General features: G+C 28.1%; 19 protein-coding genes. 12 read left to right on the top strand and 7 right to left on the bottom strand.

The genetic code is table 4. The annotated features are described in order from the left end of the window. Positions 1-44: 44 nt before the first annotated feature. From P695_RS0102320 to P695_RS0102305, 4 genes are all read right to left on the bottom strand, one after another. Entirely contained in the window at positions 45-737 is a 693-nt protein-coding gene (locus P695_RS0102320; RefSeq protein WP_169728736.1) for an alanine--tRNA ligase-related protein, read from the bottom strand. A gap of 8 nt (positions 738-745) precedes the next feature. Further along, positions 746-2,101, bottom strand: coding sequence for a tRNA uridine-5-carboxymethylaminomethyl(34) synthesis GTPase MnmE (gene mnmE, locus P695_RS0102315; protein WP_420855368.1), 1,356 nt, complete (start codon positions 2,099-2,101; stop codon positions 746-748). A 190-nt stretch (positions 2,102-2,291) separates the two neighbouring features. Further along, entirely contained in the window at positions 2,292-3,080 is a 789-nt protein-coding gene (locus tag P695_RS0102310; RefSeq protein WP_028126675.1) for a hypothetical protein, read from the bottom strand. A 178-nt stretch (positions 3,081-3,258) separates the two neighbouring features. After that, positions 3,259-4,074 (bottom strand): hypothetical protein, encoded by an 816-nt coding sequence (locus P695_RS0102305; RefSeq protein WP_028126674.1) that lies wholly within the window; start codon positions 4,072-4,074, stop codon positions 3,259-3,261. Positions 4,075-4,536: 462 nt separating this feature from the next. Here P695_RS0102305 and P695_RS0102300 point away from each other — a divergent pair, with 462 nt between their 5' ends. From P695_RS0102300 to P695_RS0102280, 5 genes are all read left to right on the top strand, one after another. Beyond that, positions 4,537-4,908 carry a hypothetical protein gene (locus P695_RS0102300; RefSeq protein ID WP_028126673.1) on the top strand — a complete coding sequence of 124 codons (372 nt, stop codon included), beginning with the start codon at positions 4,537-4,539 and terminating at the stop codon, positions 4,906-4,908. A gap of 139 nt (positions 4,909-5,047) precedes the next feature. Then, positions 5,048-5,854 (top strand): hypothetical protein, encoded by an 807-nt coding sequence (locus tag P695_RS0102295; protein ID WP_028126672.1) that lies wholly within the window; start codon positions 5,048-5,050, stop codon positions 5,852-5,854. A 107-nt stretch (positions 5,855-5,961) separates the two neighbouring features. Beyond that, positions 5,962-6,780 carry a hypothetical protein gene (locus P695_RS0102290; RefSeq protein WP_028126671.1) on the top strand — a complete coding sequence of 273 codons (819 nt, stop codon included), beginning with the start codon at positions 5,962-5,964 and terminating at the stop codon, positions 6,778-6,780. Positions 6,781-7,055: 275 nt separating this feature from the next. After that, positions 7,056-8,132: an AAA family ATPase gene (locus tag P695_RS0102285; RefSeq protein ID WP_028126670.1), complete on the top strand. Its 1,077-nt coding sequence runs from the start codon at positions 7,056-7,058 to the stop codon at positions 8,130-8,132. Between the two features lie 6 nt (positions 8,133-8,138). Then, entirely contained in the window at positions 8,139-10,487 is a 2,349-nt protein-coding gene (locus tag P695_RS0102280) for a S8 family serine peptidase (protein ID WP_028126669.1), read from the top strand. Positions 10,488-10,604: 117 nt separating this feature from the next. Here P695_RS0102280 and P695_RS0102275 read toward each other — a convergent pair whose 3' ends face one another. Then, the gene (locus P695_RS0102275) at positions 10,605-11,567 is read right to left on the bottom strand and encodes a GMP reductase (RefSeq protein WP_028126668.1); all 963 of its coding nucleotides are present in this window, start codon (positions 11,565-11,567) and stop codon (positions 10,605-10,607) included. A 280-nt stretch (positions 11,568-11,847) separates the two neighbouring features. Here P695_RS0102275 and P695_RS0102270 point away from each other — a divergent pair, with 280 nt between their 5' ends. From P695_RS0102270 to P695_RS0102240, 7 genes are all read left to right on the top strand, one after another. Then, positions 11,848-12,660 carry a TatD family hydrolase gene (locus tag P695_RS0102270; RefSeq protein ID WP_035026274.1) on the top strand — a complete coding sequence of 271 codons (813 nt, stop codon included), beginning with the start codon at positions 11,848-11,850 and terminating at the stop codon, positions 12,658-12,660. A 92-nt stretch (positions 12,661-12,752) separates the two neighbouring features. Next, on the top strand, positions 12,753-13,541 hold the full coding sequence (locus tag P695_RS0102265; RefSeq protein ID WP_028126666.1) for a TatD family hydrolase: 789 nt from the start codon (positions 12,753-12,755) through the stop codon (positions 13,539-13,541). Between the two features lie 203 nt (positions 13,542-13,744). Then, positions 13,745-14,254: a topoisomerase DNA-binding C4 zinc finger domain-containing protein gene (locus P695_RS05405; protein ID WP_035026272.1), complete on the top strand. Its 510-nt coding sequence runs from the start codon at positions 13,745-13,747 to the stop codon at positions 14,252-14,254. Positions 14,255-14,341: 87 nt separating this feature from the next. Then, on the top strand, positions 14,342-15,172 hold the full coding sequence (locus P695_RS0102255; RefSeq protein ID WP_028126665.1) for a DNA adenine methylase: 831 nt from the start codon (positions 14,342-14,344) through the stop codon (positions 15,170-15,172). Positions 15,173-15,184: 12 nt separating this feature from the next. Next, entirely contained in the window at positions 15,185-16,048 is an 864-nt protein-coding gene (locus P695_RS0102250; RefSeq protein WP_028126664.1) for a type II restriction endonuclease, read from the top strand. 458 nt (positions 16,049-16,506) lie between these two features. After that, positions 16,507-18,033 carry a lipoprotein gene (locus tag P695_RS0102245; protein WP_028126663.1) on the top strand — a complete coding sequence of 509 codons (1,527 nt, stop codon included), beginning with the start codon at positions 16,507-16,509 and terminating at the stop codon, positions 18,031-18,033. A 276-nt stretch (positions 18,034-18,309) separates the two neighbouring features. Continuing rightward, the gene (locus P695_RS0102240) at positions 18,310-19,278 is read left to right on the top strand and encodes an ROK family protein (protein ID WP_028126662.1); all 969 of its coding nucleotides are present in this window, start codon (positions 18,310-18,312) and stop codon (positions 19,276-19,278) included. Between the two features lie 287 nt (positions 19,279-19,565). On the opposite strand, the gene P695_RS05400 is transcribed toward P695_RS0102240, so the two are convergent. Beyond that, positions 19,566-21,026: a uracil-xanthine permease family protein gene (locus P695_RS05400; protein ID WP_051437338.1), complete on the bottom strand. Its 1,461-nt coding sequence runs from the start codon at positions 21,024-21,026 to the stop codon at positions 19,566-19,568. 405 nt (positions 21,027-21,431) lie between these two features. Beyond that, complete coding sequence (locus tag P695_RS0102230; RefSeq protein ID WP_028126661.1) at positions 21,432-22,661, bottom strand: carbohydrate ABC transporter permease; 1,230 nt, start codon at positions 22,659-22,661, stop codon at positions 21,432-21,434. Position 22,662 lies beyond the last annotated feature (1 nt).

Below are 22,662 nucleotides of genomic sequence, written 5' to 3'. Positions count from 1 at the left end.
TAAAAATACTCAGGCACCTATCAAAATAGATGTCTGAGTATTTTTTATTGTTCAAAAGTAAATTTAATACGGTGTTTGCCAGCTTTTTTCTTAAACTTTAAGATCACCACTGATTTTAATTCACTGGTGTTTTTCACATGTGTTCCACCACAATAATCTTTGGAAATGCCATTTCAAGTTACAACCCTTTTATCAAGATCATTATTTTCAAAATAGATTGAGGTTGGCACCGATAATTTAATATCGTGATCAACTATTTTAATTGCCTCTTCTAAAATCTCGGGAGTGATAAATTTTTCTTCAGTTGAAACCATTTCCAAGGTCGCATCATCATGAGTGATTAGTTCATAAGTTTGATCAAATTTGGTATCTAATAAACGTTCAATCTCACCTCAATAAACATGAGCTAATGAGTGTAAAATCGAGATATTTTGACGTTTTTCAAAATCAACAATCAAATCTAATTGTTCACCAATTTGATATGGTTTTTTAGTATCAACAAGATGTAGATAAAACCCATCTCAATTTCTCACCTCAATAACTTGGTGTTGGTCAATAGTGCCAAGATCAGCAATTTGACCGCCACCGCGAGCATAGAATGGTGTTTGAACAAACACCAAAACAACACCTTCTTCAACTGGTTTGACAAAAACAATTTTTGCCTTTTCTTGTAATGATTCATAACCTGTAAAAATTGTTTTTGCAGCTTTGATTTCACTTGTGTTAATTTCATCCATTCACATAATTATTTTCCTAAACAGTACTTTCTAAAGATGTTATCAATAATTTCATCTTCAATTTGTTCACCAGTTAATTCACCTAATAAGCCCCAAGCATCATATAAATCGATATTAATAATATCAACTGGGAGATAGTTATTAATGTTATTTAATGCTGTTTCTAATTTTAATTTAATTTGTTCAATTAAATTAATCTGATTAATATTAATTAAAATTAATTCATCAGATTTTAATAATTCATCGTTATTATATTTTTCTTTAATCTTATTAATTAGTTGATTAATATCATCCTTTAAAGCACTTGTGAAAATAGCATCAGGATGTTTTTGGATTATTTCGTTTTGTTGTTGATCGTTTAATTGATCAGCCTTATTAACAATTAAAATATAATTTTTATTTTTTAATAAATTAAAAATTTCAATGTTTTCTAAATCATTTAGTTGTTGGTAATCAACAACAAACAACACTAGTTCAGCTTGATTGAGATAGTCTTTAGATTTTTTAATTCCAATCAATTCAACAACATCTTTAGTTTGACGAATTCCAGCAGTATCAATTAAATTTAAAGTCACTCCTGATAGATTAATCACGCCTTCAACAATATCACGAGTGGTTCCATGAACATCAGTGACAATTGCCTTATCTTCACTAATCAAAGCATTTAAAAGAGAAGATTTACCAACATTGGTTTTCCCAACAATTGCAGTTTTAATTCCTTCAATTGATTTACTTGCCATTTGTGATCTGGTTAATAAATTATTAACTAGAATATTGATGTTAATCAAAGCATCAATTAATTCTTGATTACTTGAACCTTCCACATCATCATATTCAGGATAATCAATTAAAACTTGAATGCGAGAAATAATATCCATCACCCTTGCTTTTAAATCAAGAATAGCTTTGTTATGGGCACCACTCATATTATCAACACCAATTTTTAAAGCTAAATCATTTGTCGCATGGATTAAATCATTAATTCCTTCGGCTTGGATTAAGTTAATTTTATTATTTAAAAATGAACGTTGACTAAACTCACCTTTTAATGCCATTCTGGCACCATTATTTAAAATTAATTTAATGATGCGGTTAGTGTTTAACACTCCACCATGACAAGCAATTTCAATGACGTTTTCTCCAGTAAAAGAACGTGGAGCAACATAAGCATTAACAACCACCTCATCAACTAATTGGTCTTGTTCATAAAGTTTGCGCAAATAAATACCACCCTTATGTGGAACTGGTTTTGAAGCTATTTGATTAAAAATTTTAAAAGCATCATCACCAGAAATTCTAATCAAAGCAATGGCTTGAGTTGAAATGTTTGTGGCTGGTGCCACGATTGTGTCAATAACATTAATACCCATGATTCTCCTTATTAATTAATATTATAATTTCACTTTGTTAAAAATAAAAATAAGAGTTTTAAAAAAACCAAAATTAAACACCACTAAACACCTGAATTAGCTAAATATTCCAATCTAATTAGACTTATTTGTTTTTCTTTTTGTGACTTATAGTAAATTAACTTTTTAATTTGTTATTAAAAAGTTAATTCAATTCATTTTTAGAACGTTCTAAAAATGAATCTTTAAGTCTTTCTAATTTCTCTTCTTTTTCATTGGTGCGTTGATAAAAAACGTTATCAGTAGGGATGCTTGATTTATTTTGTTCAATCAAAACAAAACCCTCAAAGATCAATAATAAAACATAAAAATTTGTGGCAAGATATTTTATTAATTCGATAAAATCAAAAGCCTCGTTTGCTGGATCGGTTAAAGAAAATTCGGTATTTTCAAACTCTAAAATTAAACTCGATAAATAAATGTATAGTTCATTTGCATGATCAAGTATTTTGTCACAATCTGCTAATTTATTTAAAACTTTTTGAAAAAAATGCATGATCTTAGCAAACGTTTTTTGCATAAATAATGGAATTTTAGATTTCTTCAAAAATCTAAAACCTTGCTCATAAATGTGGGTAATCCCAGCTGTCACAACAATTTGTATCATTTCATATTCTGAAAGTTTTTGATAATCAGGAGCATTCATCAACTTTGTATAAGTTTTCATAAACTCTAAAATGACATCAGTTACGGTGTGCAATCTGATGTATATGACAAGTCAAAGTGGATCAATTGAACCGACTACTGCTTGTTTGATTTCATCATCTTGTTCATTGAGTCATTTGTGAAAAGTTTGGAGATTATGGTTGGTGTCCCATTCGTGTAACATCGCTTTCACCTGAACATCACAAGTGGGTCAATCAATACTATATTTGATGATTAAAATCTCATCTTCAATAATAGATTTTAATAAGTCATTATATTCAGGTTTCATACAAACTCCTTTATAGAATAATTTTAACCTTGTGATGAATCTTTATTCTATAATGAAACAAACTTCATTATAGAATTAATTTTTAAAATTACTTTTTTATCTTTAAAAAACATTTTGGACTTGAAATAAGTACTCAAAACCTTGTTTATTTCCAAAAGCTTAAATGACAATCTCACGCTTAATTAGTTTTGGTTTGAGATTGTTTTAAAAATCATTTTCTTAGTTTGGTTAATTTCTCTTCTTTTTCAAAAGTGCGGGCATAGTAAACTTCTTCAACCTCAATCCCCATTTTTTTATGTTCGATGTTGAACAAGCCTTCAAACAATAACAATAAAAGATAAAAACTAGTTGAGATATATTGGAGTAATTCAATAAAATTATCAGCTTGGGCTTTTTGCTTTTTATTTAATTGAACTTTGGTATTTTTAAAATTTTCAATAAGTAAGGCAAGATAAACATAGATTTCGTTAGTGTAATCAAGGATTCAATCATATTCTAATCATTGTTCTTTGGCATTTGTGAAATATTCAAGAATTGTGGTTAATTCTGTTTGCATAAAAAGCGGAACTTCTAGCTTATTTAGAACTTCATAACCTTGTGTATAAACCTTGGTGATACCACGAGCAATTGTAATTTGTGCTCTTTGGTATTCGGTTAGTCTTTTATGATTATGAGTTCTACGCATTGTTTGATAACTTTTGATAAAAGCTAAAATAGTGGCAATAATCGTATGCATGCGAATATAAATATCTGTTCAGCGAGGATTGAGAAATTCCACTACTTTTTCATCAAGTAGTTCATCAGCAGATTTTGGTTCATCACCTACTTGTTGGTCAAGCCAAGTAAACAGAGTTTTAAAATCATGATTAGTATCTCACTCTTGAAACAAACCTTTAATACGCAGATCATGAGTTGGTAAATACATACTGTATTTGATGATTAAGATTTCATCATCAACAATGTTTTTTAATAAATTAAGAAATTCAGGATTCATACTAACTCCCCTTAAAATAATTTTAACATTTAGCTAAATCTGTGTTTCGGATTAAAAATAATCTTTTTCTTAAACATATTTTTGAAACTACTTTGCTCAAATTGCACAAAGTAGTTTCAAAGCAAAAGCATAAAAGGGAGATTAAAAAATCATGAGCGTTAACTCATGATTTTAATTAGTTAAACTAATGAAAATTTTTATGCCTTTACTTCTTTAGGACCATGAAGATCTTTTTTTCTAAATTTGCATAGTAAGCATTTATTACAACCGCGTTTGCAATTGCAACGGCAATTACAATCTTTGCAACTTAATTCACAACTCATATTTCTTGCTCCTTATCTTACAACTTAATTATATTCTTTACTAGATTTATTTATTAGTTTAGTTAAATAAATTTTCTAAAAAAGAAGTAGGGGGAACCTTTTTAGTATAATAATCTTAATAGTTAAGGATTAAAAAATCATGGAATTTATATTAGAAAATTTTGAAACTGACCCATTTAACTTATATATTAATGGTGTTGAACAACGAAAGGCTGGAGAATTTAAAGATATCCGATGAAAAGAACAACAAATTAAAATGTTTAGATTATTGGCTGGAATTAAACAAAGAATTTGAATTCAGATTTATGATGTTTTTCTTGATAAAAACAAAAATGTTATTGAAATTGGTTTTAGAGTAACTCCAGAAGCAAGTTTTTATCATGAATATCCCATGATTGAATTTGATGTTGACGGCAATGTATTGACTGACATTGATCAAGAATTCAATGCTCTTGAAAAACGTGGTCAAACACTATTGAAAAAATTTTACGATGTTTTAAAACAAATATAATACTCATAAACATTACAGTATAGATTCTTTTTTTGAATGCAGAATGAGCAAATTTACATTATTCTTTTCTCATTATTCTTATTTCAAATAAAAAAATTGAAGGTGGTGTAAGATTAAAATATTAAGCAAAGGAGAAATTATGAAATTTAAATATGGTGATGCATTAGACACTTTAGTTGAACAAGAAATTTTGCTTGTAAAATATCGTTATTCAAAAAATGAAGATACAAGAATCAAAGAGTTATTAGAGGTTTGCGATTCACAACGCAATATTAAAAATCTAAATAGTTACTTCGTTTATCAAAAGGAAGAATATGTAAAAAATAAGAAAAAATTGAAAGCTACTAAGAAAATTTCAAATTGAACTGAAGAAGAAGATTTAATTTGATTAACAATACTAGATGAATTGATTCTTTTTACCAATGCGATTTTACGATTTATGAAAGAATATCGAGATATCCTAGACAACAATGTTTTACCAGAATCACTTGATTATCAAATAGTTAAAATATGCATTTACAATTTATTTTACGAAGTATTCGAAAGTGAATCGATGAATATGTCCGGTATAAGAACCCCTGCATTCATGAGCCTTTATGTTATGACACTTCATAGAACTTTTAGAGAAACACTGGATGCCACAAATGATATTGATTTGCTTATAAATGCATCAAAAGAAACATATAAATTTATGATTGATTTATCTAAAAAATTACAAATCTGACCAGATGGTTTGACACCTCGACAAAAACAATTGTGTAGAAAATTCTTAAAGTTTATAGACCACAATGCAACAAGCATTTGGACTTATTTCATAATTTTAGAAAAATTTACAAGAAATGAAAACAAAAAATCAGGGACTAATTTCAGAACTTATGATTTTCTTGATGAATGAGAAAAACAATTAGAAATATTAAAAACTTCATCAAAAGAAATAATAAATTAGGATTCAATATTATCAGAAATATAAATACCAAAATAGGAATAACTAAGTAACTCTTAATGATGTGATTTAACAAATTTTCAAAATAAACAAAACCATAAGGAGACAATATGAAATTTAAATATAATGATTTACTAAATTCTTTAATTGAAGAAGAAATTTTGCTTGTAAAATATCGTTATTCAAAAAATGAAGATACAAGAATAATAGAGTTGATAAAAGTTTGGGATTCCACCCATAATGTCAGAACTCTTCATGATTGAGTATGAAAAGCAATCCAAGAGTATAACAAAAACATGAAAAAAGTAAGAGTAGGAAAACAAGAATCTAATTGGACAGAAGAAGAAAATAGCACATGAGTAAGCATAATGCGTGATATATTACCTTTTACTAGTGCAATTTCAATCTTTGCGAAAGAATACAACAATGTATTAAAAGAGCAATCAAATTTTATTAGTTGGTATAGAAATAGTGAATCTGATTTAATTAAACAAACCATTTATAATTTATGAAATTGAGTATTTGATGATCAATACGACAACATAAGAGAGAAGCGCGTTCCTCCATATATGTATGTTGGATTAAAAGAACTTTGAAAACATTTCATTCGTGCAAAATTTAAATCTGATGATTCTGATATGTTTTTTGATTTAATGAAAGAAACATATAAATTTATGATTGTTTTATTTTCAGATTTAAGATTTTCAGAATTTCCTTTAACACTTAGGCAAGAAGAACAAGCCAATGATTTTCTAAATTGGCTTGCACACTTTTCTAAATTGATAGCCACACTTTTATTAATATCAGAAAAAATCTTAATCATCGAAGATGAAAAAATGAATATCAAAAATAAAACTTATGATTTTCTTGAAGATAGAGAAAGAAAACTTGAAGTTTTTAGAAAATTATCTCAAAAAACTTATAATTAATTTCACAAATTTAACTTATGGAACCACACTAACATCAACACAAAAACAAGCAATTTGTTTTTGTGTTTTAAACACGGAAAAAATAATTCTACACAATCAAAAATGACAATAAAAGTTTTGGTTTTATTAACAATTGTAAAAATTATAAATTTAAGAAATGTGGATAAATATTAGATAATTGTACATTTATGATTGAAAGTTGTACAAACATTGTCTTTTGAAGTACATTTATTGATTAATTTTGTACAATATATTTAGGATTAGGAGTATATAGAATGGAAAACAAAAAAGAAAGGGTATTATTTTTAAATTTTTTGAAAAATTATTTTTTAAATAATAAAGATGAACTAAATAAGGTTAGAATTGAATATCAAAATTTTTTACTTGAAAACGACAGTATCGAAGATTACGAAGCAATATTAAGTTATGCTGGAATAAATAAAAACAAAGTATCATTAGCTAAAACAAAGCAAAAAGTACAAATCATTGAAGAATTAGAGATTTTAGAACATTTTGAAAATGCATTAGATGAAGAAAATTATTTGGATCCATTTCCAGAGAACACACCAACATTAGTAAACATAATTCAAAAAAACATGGTGAATAAGCAAAGAATGATCAAAATTTTTATAACTGGAAAACCCGGAACTGGGAAAACGAGTTATGTAAAATTTTTATCTCACAAGACAAACTTGCCGATTTATTTTTTAAAAGCCTCTCGGCTAATTTCTTCTTATTTAGGAGACACACATAAAAATATCGATATTTTAAAAAAAGATATTGAAAAGATATCCGCTAATGGAATTATCTTAATTGACGAAATTGATTCATTGTTAGGAAATAGAGAAAATATTAACAATGATGAATATAGAAGAATGATTGGTAGTTTTAATATGATGTTTGATTCTTTGCAAAAAGGAATCACTATAATAGGTATAACAAATGAAAGTAAATATATTGATGAAGCGATTTTACGTCGATTCAATATCAAAATCGAAATGGACGAAATTGATCCGTATTATTTTAAAACCATTTTTACTAGTAAAGCTAAACAAAATCAAATTAATTTTGATTATGGAATAATTGAAAAAATCATCTCTTTTTACTCTAAAGATGAAAAAGACTTATTTTCAAAAACAATCAATTACTCGGTTATTGATAACATAATTGATGAAAATTTGTTTTGAGGTAAAAACATATATCAAAACCTGATTAAATATTTGTTTAATAAAACAAATATTACTGCTAAAGAATTATCAGAAATGGATCTTAACTATTCAGAAATAGGTAACATTTTAGGTAAGGATAGAAGAACAATTGCAAATAATTTAATATTGGAAGGAAAAAAATAATTATTTATGAAAAATGAAATCTATAAGTTAAATGAATTCAAAAATATCAAAAGTGTATTTGAAAAAAACGGAGGAGGGACCCCTCAATATCGAAATTTGAAAATCTCTCTTGAACATTATGAAAATATAATCAATTCATTGTTTAATATTACAAAAACATTTGATGATTTTGCAAATTCATTTTTAGAATTACCAATAACTTGTGATTTCAGTAAATTATTAGGTAAAGGACATAGGTTCAAACGATTTTTTAAAAATGTTGTTAAAAACCCACTTAAACAAATAGATTCAAAATATGTGTTTAATTATGACAACACTTTAGAAGATGCGATCAAAATAACATATTTAGTTGATAAAACAGCAATAGAGAAAACAATAACTCACATTAAAATTGTTATAAAATTTTTTAATAATAATGAAGCAACAATCACAAAAATCGATAGTATTTTAAAATCATCTAGTGGGGTTTCAGAAAAAGATAAAGAGATAGAAAAAATTCTAGAAAGTGATGATGTTTATTATGAATCTAGGACCAAAACCATAATAAAAGACATTTTGCTTGATATGATGCATTTAACAAAAATTTCAATATATCAAACAAATAAAGAACTAATAACGAAAGGGGACTTCTTTGTTAGATTTAATTCGATACTAGATTATGAAAAAATTAATAAAATTTTTAAAAGTGAGAATATAGAGATTAATGAAGATGTATATGTATCAAAAAAAGATTTAATCTTAAACTTGGATGAATTACAATTAGAAAAAATCATCCAAGAATTTCCTTTTCTTATTAATACAGCAACTAAAAATAAAATTACTTATAATAAAGATTTTGATAATGAACAAAACCCAAATGAAGCATTGAATAATGAAATGATAAAACAACAAATTGAAAATGCTTTTAAAAATAAGGAAATTCCGAATTTTCAAATAGGTGTCATTGACAGTTATGCCTGTATCGAAGATCCGTGGACTAAACTTATTGAATCAGAAAACACACCATTGCCATCAAATGAACAAAAAGATTGAAACCATGGAACAATGGTTTCTACACTAATTGCTGGTAATGACGCTTTTAATAATAAAAAATATAAAGATGGGCTTGGGTTTTTTAAAGTAAAACATTTTGGAATATTACCTCAAGGCACAATGGAAATGTCATATTTTATTAAAACAACAGAAGAAATTATAATTAATAACCCCAATATTAAACTATGAAATTTATCGGTTTTTGATGCTTCAACACCATTAAAAAGAAATTTATCTATTTCAGAAATGGGTAAACAACTTGATAGAATACAAAAAGAAAATGGGGTTCTTATAATTATTGCCGCAGGTAATAACAATGTTGTTTCATATGGATCAGATTCAATACTTGCATTAACAGTTGGTTCTATATTCAAAGATGAAAAGAACAACAATAAAGAAAGTCATTATACTGGTAAAATGAAAGTTTTTGGCTTATTTTCAAAACCCAATTCTTATGATTTCGGTAATTCACTCCAAGAAAATGAAAATTTAAATGATACGGTTTGGACTTTGGGTGAATCGGGGTATATTAATTATCATGAAGATGGTACATCAATCTCTGCACCTTTATTAACCAGAAAATGTGCCCATTTAATAAAAAAATATGGTTTTAATATAAATTCATTAAAAGCCTATGTTAACCTAGAACATGAATTAAATATTAAAAATGGAAAAACCAACCCGATTAATTGCAATATCGAAGATGGTGAAGGTGTTATCACATTATTTTATGATGGACAAATTAAACCTGGTAAAAAAATAGTAGAAAAATTTTATCTCCCATTTAAGAATACCCAAAATGGTAAGAAATATAGAAATTTTTTAGTAGCAACATCAATTTCTTATACTACAAACACAAACGTTTTTGTTGGTGATGAGTATTCAAGTTGTGATATTTCTATAGCATTAATAAGTAGTGTCTCTGTTACCGAAAAAGGTCTTCCAAAAATCAAAAGAAAAAACGTTTTAAATCCCAAAGAACCAAAAAAGAAAGATAAAGCTGAAATTGATCCAATGGGTCAACTTGAACAAATAAATAAAAATTTAGTAGAAGACTTTAAAAAATATAACCCTAATAAAGTTTTGATTGATTTTAAAATACAAGACAAGATAGATGAATATTTTGTCAAAACTTTTAATACAATAGAAAATGTTGTTGATATGGAGATATCTTGTCTAGACTTGTTTAATCATCCAGAACCCGTGAATTTTGGGGTTGTTATTAAATTGTTTGAAATTGAAAAAGATTCACTAATTAACTTTTCTAAAGAAAATGTACAAATATTAAACATTGAACGTGAAAGGGTTAAAATTAAGGCCTAAAAATCATACATTTTTAATAATCACATCACCAGAATATAACTCTATTTTTAAAAAGAAAACCTTAGGAAAAATTCCTAAGGTTTTACACTTCTTATTTAAGTTCTAATTTTTAAAACTTTAGAAATTAGAATCTTTTAAAATTACATAATCAACTTTTCTAATGTCTAATAATTTATTTCCACCAGCATAAGAAATTGAAGATTGTAAATCTTGTTCCATTTCAGTTAATGTTTCAAAAATTGAACCACGAATTTTAATCACATCTTTGCGACCTTCAACATAACGTTTTTCACCTTTATTGAATTCGCTAGCACTACCAAAAAATTCTTTATATAATTCCCCATCGATTTCGACAGTGTTTCCTGGTGATTCGGCATGAGCAGCAAATAAAGAACCAATCATGACAATTGTTGCTCCAAAACGAATTGATTTAGCAACATCACCATTGACGCGAATTCCTCCATCAGCAATGATTGGTTTAGTTGCTGCTTTACTACATCACTTAACAGCTGATAGTTGTCATCCTCCAGTTCCAAAACCAGTTTTTAATTTAGTAATACATACTTTTCCTGGACCAATACCAACCTTAGTTGCATCTGCTCCTCAATATTCTAAATCACGGACAGCTGATGGTGTACCAACATTTCCAGCAATAATAAAAGTTTGATCTCCCATTTGTTGACGGATATGTTGAATCATATCACGCACAGCCAACGAATGTCCGTGAGCGATATCGATGGTGATGTAATCAGGAATTAAATTTTGAGCTTTTAAATCTTTAACAATCTCATAATCACCAGTTTTTACACCAACTGAAATGGAAGTAATTAAACTTTTAGCTTTCATTTTTTTCACAAAATTAATCACATCAATATTAAAACGATGCATCACATAAAAGTAGTTTCTTTCAGCTAATCTTTCACATAACTCTTCATTGACAACAGTTGCCATATTTGCCGGAACAACCGGCATTTTAAAAGTGTGTTTTCCTAATTTTATTGAAGTGTCACACTCACCTCTTGATTTCACAATACACATTTCTGGTATTAATTGGATATCTTCATAATCAAATGCTTTCATTTGTTCTCCTTAGTATCGTTCATTTTTTAATCAGAATTTTTCTTGATTAATTACTATTTAATTATAAATGATAAAGCCTAAAATCTTGCAGATTTCCTTTTTCGAGTTTTAGTTTATTTTAATCATGGTTGTTGTGATGTGTTTTACATTTATAACACTGAAAATTTTGGTTTTGTTGAACATAATAAAATTAAAACTACTTTAAAACTAAATTATCTAATGAATTTAGAAAAGTGACCAACTATTCATAAAAACGATTTTATTAGTTATAATAGAAATTATGAAAACTAATTTAATTTTTGATGCTCACACGCACTTTAATGATGAGATGTATGAAAACCTTGGCATCACGACAGCTGAACTAATCAAAGCTGCTAACCATAAAGGTGTTGGTTATTTTTTAAATTGTTCTTTTGATGTTAAATCTTCCATTTTAGCAATTAAACAAGCTCAAGAACATGCTAATGTTTTTGTAGCAGTAGGAATTCATCCCAACGTTGTTGTTGAACACAACGACCAAGATTTAATCACATTAGAAAGTTTGGTTGAAGATAATAAAGTTGTTGCAATTGGGGAAATTGGCTTGGATTATTTTTACACAAGAGAAGATATTGCGATGCAAAAAATCATGTTTAAAAAGCAATTAGAAATTGCAATTAAACATGATTTAACAATTATGCTCCACATTCGTGATCAAAAAAATGAATACCAAGCTTATGATGATGTGATTGAAATTTTAAACACCTACCCCAACAAACCAAATGTCATTGTCCATTGTTTTTCCGCTAATAAAGAGTATGCTCAAAAGTTCATTACCCTTGGTTGTTATATTAATATTGGCGGAGCTGTGACATTTAAAAATGCCAAAGAACTTCAAGAAGCAGCCCAATGAATTCCGATGGAGAAGATTTTAGTAGAAACTGATGCTCCGTATTTAACTCCGCATCCATTTCGTGGGGAAATGAATAAACCAGAAATGATTGTCCATACAATTGAAAAAATTGCCCAATTAAAAGGTTTAGAGAAAGCGTTTGTGATTCAATCAACAACAAAAAATGCTTTCCAAGCATTTATGATTTCCACTAAAAAATAAAAGTAAACCAGCAATAAATCCACTGATGTGAATTTATTGCTTTTATTTTTTAGAAAAATGTGATAATTAAAGTAAAGAATAAGGGGTATAAAATGGGAATATATGATGTACATGCGCACTTAAACGATAATTTGTATTTAGACTTAGATATTTCTTCAACTGATATTGTGCGCGGAGCAGTTGAAGCAAACGTTGATTTGATTAATAATGTCGGATTTGATATCAAATCTTCAAAGATTGCAGTGATCCAAGCAGAAAAGCATGCCAATATTTATGCAATTGTGGGAATTCATCCCAATGATGTGCATTTGTTTGCCAACGAAGCATATGAACAACTAGATATTTTAGCGAATGCTAATAAAGTGGTGGCAATTGGAGAAATTGGTTTAGATTATTCAAGAACTGATCGCTATATTGAGGTTCAAAAAGAAGCGTTAAAAATGCAAATTAAAATTGCTCAAAGCCATAATTTACCAATTATGGCTCATATTAAAGATGTTGGTCAATCTGAACAAGCATTTAATGATGCTCTAGAAATTTTTGAAAGTTTCAAGTGCAAAGAAGTTGTTGTTCATGACTTTAATGGGACTAAAGAACAAATTGACCGCCTAGTTGAGTTAGGATATTATATTTCCATTAATGGAGAAGTAACTCGTAATAAAGAATTGGCAAAAGTTATTAAATACATCCCAATTAAAAACTTAATGGTTGAATCTGATGCACCATACAAAGCTCCTAAACCATATGACAAAGTTGTTAATTATCCAAAATTTTTACCATTAACAACAAGAATATTGGCACAATTAAAAAACATGAATGAAGAAGAATTAATTGCAGCCACTAGAAAAAATGCCACAAGTTTTTTTGGCATTAATAAATAATCTATAATTTTTATAAAACCCAAACATAAACTTAATATTTGAAATTGAATAATTTCATTACTATAAACTGGTTTTAGTTTATAGTTTTTAATGGTCTATCTTTATTGGGTTTTTTAAGACTAATGTGCAATATTTTTAAGCTATTTGAAAAAATAGTAAGTAAAACATAAAAATATTTTAGCTAAAATAAAGGAGTATTAAAAATGAAATGTACTAATGATGAAGGAGTTTTGAAACTTAAACATGGAAGTTATGGGTATTTTATTGGGTGTACAAATTTTCCCAAGTGTAAAACAACTATAAATTCTAAAGAATTTATTAAAAATATTTTAAGCAAAGAAGGGGTGAATATTTATTGTTGAAAAAGAGAATGTTGGAAGTGTAAAGAAACAACACCTGTATATGCTTATCTAATCAATTATCAATTGTCTAAATATATAAAAGAATTTGAACAATTTGGAGATTTATTCGGTCCTGATCATTCTTCTGAGGATGAAATAACAACTTGAATGTTAGCAAACATCCCATCAATTAAAAAAATGTATTCTAAAACAGTGGGGGCTAAATATCCAGCCAATACATGTGTTAATTGTGGTGTTTTACAAGGTGCTTTCATGATATTTAGTGAGCCTGATTCACTTTTTTGTATTCTAGGTGATCATTTAGAGGATATGGTTTGAAAAAATATTTCTTACAACGAAATATTCAAGTAACAAACTAATTTAAATTCCAAAAATATTCTATTTTTAATGAATGATAATTTTTGATAAAACATTTATAATTAATATATCGGAGAGTAAATGAATAAAATTAATCCTTTCATCAAATGAGTTGGTGGAAAAAGACAATTATTAAGTGAAATAAATGTTCGTAAACCTGAGCATTTTAATAATTATTTTGAACCATTTGTTGGAGGTGGGGCAGTTTTTCTTGCACTTCAAAATAAAAATAAAACTTATATTAATGATATTTCAACAGAACTAACCGATGCTTATAAAACAATTAAAGATGATCATCTTAATTTAATGAAGCTTCTTGATAAACATCAAGAAGCTCATAAAAATAATCCCAAAGAATATTTTTATGAAATGAGAAGTTGAGATCGAGATGAAAACTGAAACCAAATTTCTCAATTAGAAAAAACAGCAAGATTAATTTATTTAAATAAAACTTGTTTTAATGGTTTGTACCGTGTGAACAAGTCAGGATTTTTTAATACTCCTTGAAATGGAAAGTTAGAAATTAATTTATATGATCGAGAAAACATTATTAATTTACACAACTTCTTAAATAAAAAAGTTGTGATTAATAATGGTGATTTTGCTGAAATTTGTAAACATGCCAAAAAAGGTGATTTTATCTTTTTTGACCCACCTTATGATTTAATTAATGCCACAACATTCGATAGTTATACGAAAAATCCTTTTGGAGTTGAGGGTCAAAAAAGATTAGCTGAATTAGCTCATCAACTAAGTGAGAGAGGATGTTATGTGATGTTAACAAATCACAACACACCTTTAATCAATGAGCTATATAAAGACTTTAAAATTGATGTTGTTAATGTTAAACGTATGATCAATTCTAAAAGTGACCAAAGATTTGGGGTAGAAACAATAATTTATAATTATTAAGATGAGGTAAAAATGATGAAAACTTTTGAAGATTTAATGGCAAATTTAAAGCCAACCATTGCTGATTATAAGTATTTTACAGATTTTGAAAAAGTATATCTTAAAGTATTGGAATATAGAGATGAATTGAATATTTTAAATAATTTAAATGGCGTGCCATTGGATAAGATTGAAACAGAGTTTTTAAAACTGATGGATAAAAATCCAGATGTAATTAAAGCAATTCCAATTATGTTAGCTTTAAGAAATAATCAAGTCGGAGTGATTGATGAAAAATTAAAAATCTTTGATTTTAAAAAGAATAATAATGCACCTGAAGAATATACAAAATTCTTACAAGAAACTGGGATTTTCAGATTATTATCTGAAAATAAAATTTCTAATATTGATGACTATATTCTTGGGGTTGAAGTTGGTTTGGATAGTAATGCCAGAAAAAACAGAACTGGAACATCAATGGAAAACATTGTTGAAAATTTTCTTTCCAATGTTGCTCATGATATTGTCTATCATCGACAATTTAGTAAAAAAGATATTAAAGAAACATATGGTGTTGATATTGAATTTCATAATCAAGAAAATGTAAAATTTGCTGAAAAAAGATTTGATTTTGTTGTCAAAACTAACAAAATGATCTATTTAATTGAAGTAAATTTTTATGGTAGCAATGGTTCAAAACTAAATGAAACTGCTAGAAGTTATAAAAGCTTAAATGGAGAATTGGTTAATAATAAAAATGTCACTTTTATTTGAATTACTGATGGAATTGGATGGAAACAGGCGAAAAATAATTTAAATGAAACTTATGATTCAATTGAGCACTTATATATTTTAAAAGATCTTGAAGAAGGTATTTTAAATAAAGTATTGAAATAGTCTTGATATATTATGTTGTAAAATAATAAAAAGGGTGTGCCGATATACACGTTTTATTGATGGTTTTTTGGCATGTGGTGTCCTTAGCATACTCTAATCTTGTAGTAAACTAATAGAGATAAACGTTTTTTATTTAATGTCTACTCTTATGGGTTCAGTCTAGAGACATTTTTTGTTTTTTACTCAACTTTTATTGAATAAATTTTATCCAAAACTCTAAAACATATAATCAAAGCCGAATAGCCAATTCTTTGATGAATCAATGAAATACAACAATCTTAAATTAAATCATGTCAAGGATACCCCTTGAAAAAGGGTTTTTTGTAAAAAGTGCTAATTTCGTTAAAAAAATCATTGAAAAATAAAGTTTTTTTAAAAAAATGCAAAATTTTGAACTTTTTTCCCTAATCTATTATGAGAAGTGATTCTCATTTGTATAAAAGAAGGGGATTTTCAAAATGAAAAAACTATTAACGATGCTTGGAATCTTTTCTATTATTGGAACTACAATGTTGACTGTAGTGGCTTGTGATAAACCAAGTATAACAACCATAACAAATCGAACAAAAATAGATATTAGTCAAGTAGAAAGTGTGGTCAAAGTATTACCAAAATTAAAGAGCAAAGAGGCAACAACAATTATTGAAGCTTTTATTAACATTAATCAACACGTTAAACAAATTCACGAATTAGGAGTTGATGATTTTGAATTAAAAAAACAAGAAACTAATAATATTGTCATTGTTTCTATTAAAGAAAGTAACAAGGATTATCAAGGCTCATTTTATATTAAATTTGGATTAAAAAAAGATCTTAGTCAAACAATTGACTTGCACAAAATAAATGACAGCAAAAACAAAACAATCATAAGTGCTTTTTTTAAAACAGAAAAACAGCAGCAACAAGAAATCAATCAATTAAGGGTGGAAGATTTGTTGATAAATATTGATCAAGAAAATTCTTCAGCAAAGATTGCTATTAAAGAAAGTGATGAAAATTATCAAGGCATTTTTAATATTAAATTTGGATTGAAAAAAGATCTTAGCCAAACAGTGGAGTTAAATGAAATCCAGAAAAATAACCCAGAAACAATTTTATTAGCTTTTTATAAAGCAAATAAAAAAGATCAAGATGAGGTTAATAATTTGCAAGAAAAAGATCTCTATATTAACGTTACTTCTAAAAAAAGTGCCACCATTTTGATTAAGGCAAGTAACAAAGATTATCAAGGTAGCTTTAATTTAACATTTAAAACAAAAACCGACGCCAACGAAATTATCCAAATAATAACCAAATTACCAAAATTAAATAATAGCAAAGATGAAACCATTATTAATGCTTTTATGAAAGTAAATAATGATGTTCCGCAATTCGATGGGTTACAAATTGATAATTTTCATGTAATCCAAAATGATTTCCAAAATAAAGCAACAATTGAAGTCTTGGGGGATAATCAAATTTATAAAGAAAAATTTAATGTGACATTTAAGTTAAAAAAAGATATTAGCCAGCTTTCAGTTTTACAAGTAGATTTTGATAAATTAATTGGTTATGAACGTGATTATCTTATTAATGTCTTTGTTAATCATAATTCAGATGTATTGTCAAAATATGATAATTTAAGTAATTCTGACTTTGAAATTAAAGATTACCCAACCAACAGCCATGCAGTCATCAAAGTCAAAGACAACAATGAAGAATATATGGGTTCGTTTCTACTATCTTATAACTTACTAATATATTTCAAAGAGGGTGATCTAAAAATAGTATTTAGTAATTTTCACCATCCTAACCCAGAGAATCTTTTGAATGCGTTCTTTAATCATCCAACAATTCGTCAAAGATTACCTAAACTAAAGCGTGATGAAATTGATTACATCTCATTTAACATCAGAAAAAGTAAAGCCTGAATTCAGATTAGTCCTATTCATAATAAGTATGCTGGTATAGCCACAATACAGTGATTTGATGACGGCAAAGATTAGAGTTTTAAAGTCAAACTACATTTGTTTGACTTTTTTAAATTTAATTTTCTTAATTAGAACATTAAATGTTAGTGAACAAAAACATTAATGGTGAAAGGTTCTTTTATATTAATAGCAATTCGCGTTTTAGATTTTGAAAATTTAACAATAAATGTTTTGATAAAAATGTTTTGATAAAACTATCTCAAACAGAACAAAAACATCTAAAATTAAACTTGTAGATAAAATATTTTCAATCTCGATAAGAGAATCAAAATTTGATAAGAAGGAGTTAGTATGAAAAAGTTTTTAGGCATTGATTTAGGCGGAACTAGTGCAAAAGTTGGTGTTGTGAATCAACAAGGAATTGTGGAACACGATTTTGTGATTGGAAATAACGTGGTTCAACTTTTGCCGCACTTAATTAGTGAAGTTAAAAAAGAATTAGCAAGCAAAAACTATGATTTTAAAAGTGATATTCAAGCAATTGGTTTTGCCACACCAGGTTTTATTGATGTGAAAACTGGAGTGATATTAGGGGCTTACAATTTAGGATGAGTTGATTTTGATTTAAAAGCTGAATTGAAAAATTATGACTTAGGAGTGAAAGATATCTTTATTTTAAATGATGCTAATGCTGCCGCTTTGGGAGAGTTTTGAGTTGGTGCCGGAAACCAAACTGCCAATGAAATCTTTTATACTCTAGGCACTGGAATTGGTGGAGCAATCATTTTGAATGGTCAACTTTTTCTTGGTGAAAACGGTTTTGCTGGTGAATTTGGACATGGTGGCAATCACCAAAACATTTTCGCTTGTACTTGTGGTTTGCCAAATTGTTTGGAAGCTGCAAATTCAGCGACTAGTCTAGCTAAAACTTTTAAACATTATTTAAAAATCGAAAACAATCAAGAGTTAAATAAATACTTTCATCCTCATCAAGATCTAAGTTTGGAAAAAATTGCTGTTGTATATCAACAAGCAAATAAACCACAAGTAATCAGAGACTTATTGAGTAAATGTTTAAAACCTTTAGTTGCTCATATGTCAACAATGGTTTTTGCTTTGAATCCAAAAATAATCATTGTTGGTGGAGGTGGAAGCCAAATGGGGGAGAACCTCTTAGAAATTATTCGTCATGATTTAAACAAATTACTTTTGCCATTTCAACAAAATAAGATCTTGGTGAAACAAGCAGTTTTAGGAAATAAAGCTGGACTTATTGGAGCTGCTTATTATGCTTTGAAAAATAGCGAAACAGATAAATAAAAAAAATAAAATCTAACTTTACGTATAAAAAAAGACATCAAATGACACACCCAATAGCAAATGCTAGTTTTAAACATCATCCCCTAAGATAATCGTTGCATGAATGATTAAAAAACCTTTGATTCTATATGGGGTGTCGCTTTAACATTTGCTAAATTTATTTAAATGTGAAATGCAAAAGACACTATTTTTTCAAGATGGTGTCTTTTTGATACTATAATCTAAGTTGACTTTTTAAATTTCATCACAACATTTGTTAATCAAGAATCAATTTCAGAAAGCAAAGTTTAATCTTTTTTTCGAGATTTAAATTTACTTTTTAAATAGTGATAAATATGAAAACCTTGATTAATATTTTGCGGTAAGACTAAGTTCAAGATCACGCCAATAAATGCTGCTAAAGCAGATCCTGATAATAATAATTTACTATTTCCTGAAGTAAATCCTAATACTGCTCCACCTAAACCTATTACTAAAACGGTGGACATAATAATAATGTTACGCATATTCTGAAAGTCGATATTATTTTTAGCTAAAATTCTAATTCCGTTGGTTGCAATAAAACCAAACATGATAATACTAATTCCGCCCATAACCGGTTTTGGCATCATTAAAATCAATTGGTTAACTGGGGCGACAAACGACAGAATAATTGCCATAATAGCGGCCAATCCAGTAACTCAAACCGACGCAACTTTTGTCATTCCAACAACAGACGCATTTTCGCCATATGTTGTATTTGGTGGTCCTCCAACCATTCCATCAAAAATAATTGAAACACCATCAGCAATTAAAGTACGATGAATGCCAGGGTTTTTAACAAAATTTTTACCAGTTAAATAACCCATACTAATGTGGTCGCCAATATGCTCAGCCATTGCGATAATTGCTAATGGTGTCACTGTTAAAATAGCAGCACCAATATCACTTGGTTTAATATCATTCCAAAAACCTTTAAATGATGGGTACCATTCCCACTTACTTGTATTATTTAATAAATCTACATTTAAAATATTTGCATCTGGAATGGCGAAGTGTAAGATGGCGCTGAAAATATACCCCGCAACTACGCCAATAATAATCGCCACCATTTTACCAAAACCTTTTAATTTCAAAGAAGCAATGATTGTTACTAAAAATGTAAATGCCGCAATTCCAATGCCAATTCAATTTGAATATGATTCTGTTCAATTGTTGGAATTTAAACCGGTGTTATTAATTGCTGTGGGAGCAACACTCATTCCGATGATGATAATCATCGGACCAATCACAATAGCTGGTAAGATTTTTTCTAAAAAATCTTTTCCAAGGAAATGGATAATAGTTCCAAAAATTATATAAATAACCCCAACAAGCATAATTGCGACAAATGTGGCATTACCATATAATGGATAAGCAGCCCCAATTCCACTCATGTAAGCAAATGAACTACCCAAATACATCGGCACCTTAGCAGCTGTTAAAGCAATATAGATCAATGTTCCAACCCCGCTACAAAACAAAGCCATCGAGATATTCATCACTTCACCTGGATAGACAGGATTTTTTGTACTTGTTGCAATTCCATTGATAATCAATGGAACTAAAACTGTTGCACCAAACATGGCAAAAACATGTTGCAATGAAAGTAGAATTCATTGCGCCTTACTTTTAGGACGTTCATGAACGTCTAAAAGTAGATGAATATTATTTTCTGCTGAATCGTTGTTTTCAACAACGATGTTTTTTGTGTTTTTATTTTCTTTCATTTTTCTCCTTTTCTTTAGCATAAAAAAACTAATCAAATAAATGATTAGTTTTTAAAAATATAGGAAATAAAATTTGAATTGCTAGGTGCAACTTCGCTATCTTGCCTAAACCATTTCAAATTGTTAATTTTTCCATAATATCCTTTGCCCTTATGAAATGATAGCAAATTAATTTGAAAAAACACAATTAATTTAAAAAATATTTTATCTTTGCAAAACCTTATAAGAATATAAATTAAATTAGCTGTTAATAGTAAAATGATTGAATATATAGTTCTGAAAGAATGATGAAAACCAAGCAAAAACCTTTATAAAAACAAAGGTTTTTGCTTGGTTTGATTGGTTTTTTGGTTATTAATTAGCGATAATCAAAGTGGTTTTATATTTTTTAAAACAAAATTAAGCTTATTCTTTTGATCCGTTCTTATTAGTAATTCCGCGAATTAGATATTTCTTAGTTAAAACGAAAATAATAAACATTGGGACAATAGCGATAATCGAAGCTGCCATTTTTAAATTTTGTGGGTCCATTAATTTTCCTCCATCAGGTAAATCAATAGCTCAGACACTTTGTGGGTCACCAGTTGAATTCATAATGTTTCATAAAATCATTGGTAGTGTATAGAGTTTTTTATTTTCAATAATTACCATTTGTGGTCATAGAATTGAATTTCAAGAAGTAATGAAAGCCATCAAAACAGATGTAAAAATAATTGGTTTAACAAGAGGTAGAGCTACTTTTCAAAAGAATTTAAAATCTGAAACCCCATCAATTCTCGCCGCTTTTTTGATCGAATCAGTAATTCCATCAAAAGCATTCATAAATAAGAAAATAGTGAATGCATTACCTAAAAAAGGCACAAATAAAGCTGCAAATGTTTCTTTCATATCTAACTTGGTGGCAATTAAATATTGCCCAACAAGTAATGCTTCACCTGGTAGCATCATTGCTGCTAACAAGACCATGACGAAGAATTCGTTGGCGCGTGTTCTTAAGTGTGATATCCCAAATCCACCAATTAAAGAAATGGAAGTTTGGGTAGCAATCGAAGTAATGCTGACAGCAAATGAGATTCCGATGGCTGTGGTGATATTTAATTCAGCTTTTGGATTATTAAATAACATATTAAAAGCTTCAAGTGATCAAGTTTGTGGTCATAGTGACATTTGACCAGAAGCTGCATCATTAATTTCGGTTGGTGAACGAAAAGCAATTGAAACCATTCAATAGAATGGAAAGATGACAATTACCCCCATCAAGGCTAAAAAGACAAATCTAATCAACATCATGATTAGTTTGCTTTTAATGTTTTCGCCAGCCATTCTTGAGGTAAATTCTTTTTTCTTATGCACAAGTTTTAAAAATGAATAATGTCTGACTTTTTTGAATTTTTCTCTTAAGAAAAATTCAATGCTAAAAAAGAGCGAAATCAACGTTTTAATCAAAGTATTGCTTGCTTTGCTTTTTTTGTTTTCTCAAAACAAAGTGCGTTGATGATTTTTTTCAACTGTTAAATCATGTTTTTGTTTTTTGATTAATAAGCGACTAGCTTGCAAATTATCTTGTTGATTAACATTAGTTAACTGTTGGGCCAAAGTAGTTTGGGTCAAATCTTGGTTATTTTTTGGTGTCATA

Source organism: Williamsoniiplasma lucivorax ATCC 49196, from assembly GCF_000518285.1.
Classification (GTDB): Bacteria; Bacillota_I; Bacilli_A; order Mycoplasmatales; family Mycoplasmataceae; genus Williamsoniiplasma; species Williamsoniiplasma lucivorax.
This window is presented reverse-complemented; position numbering and strand designations above follow the sequence as displayed.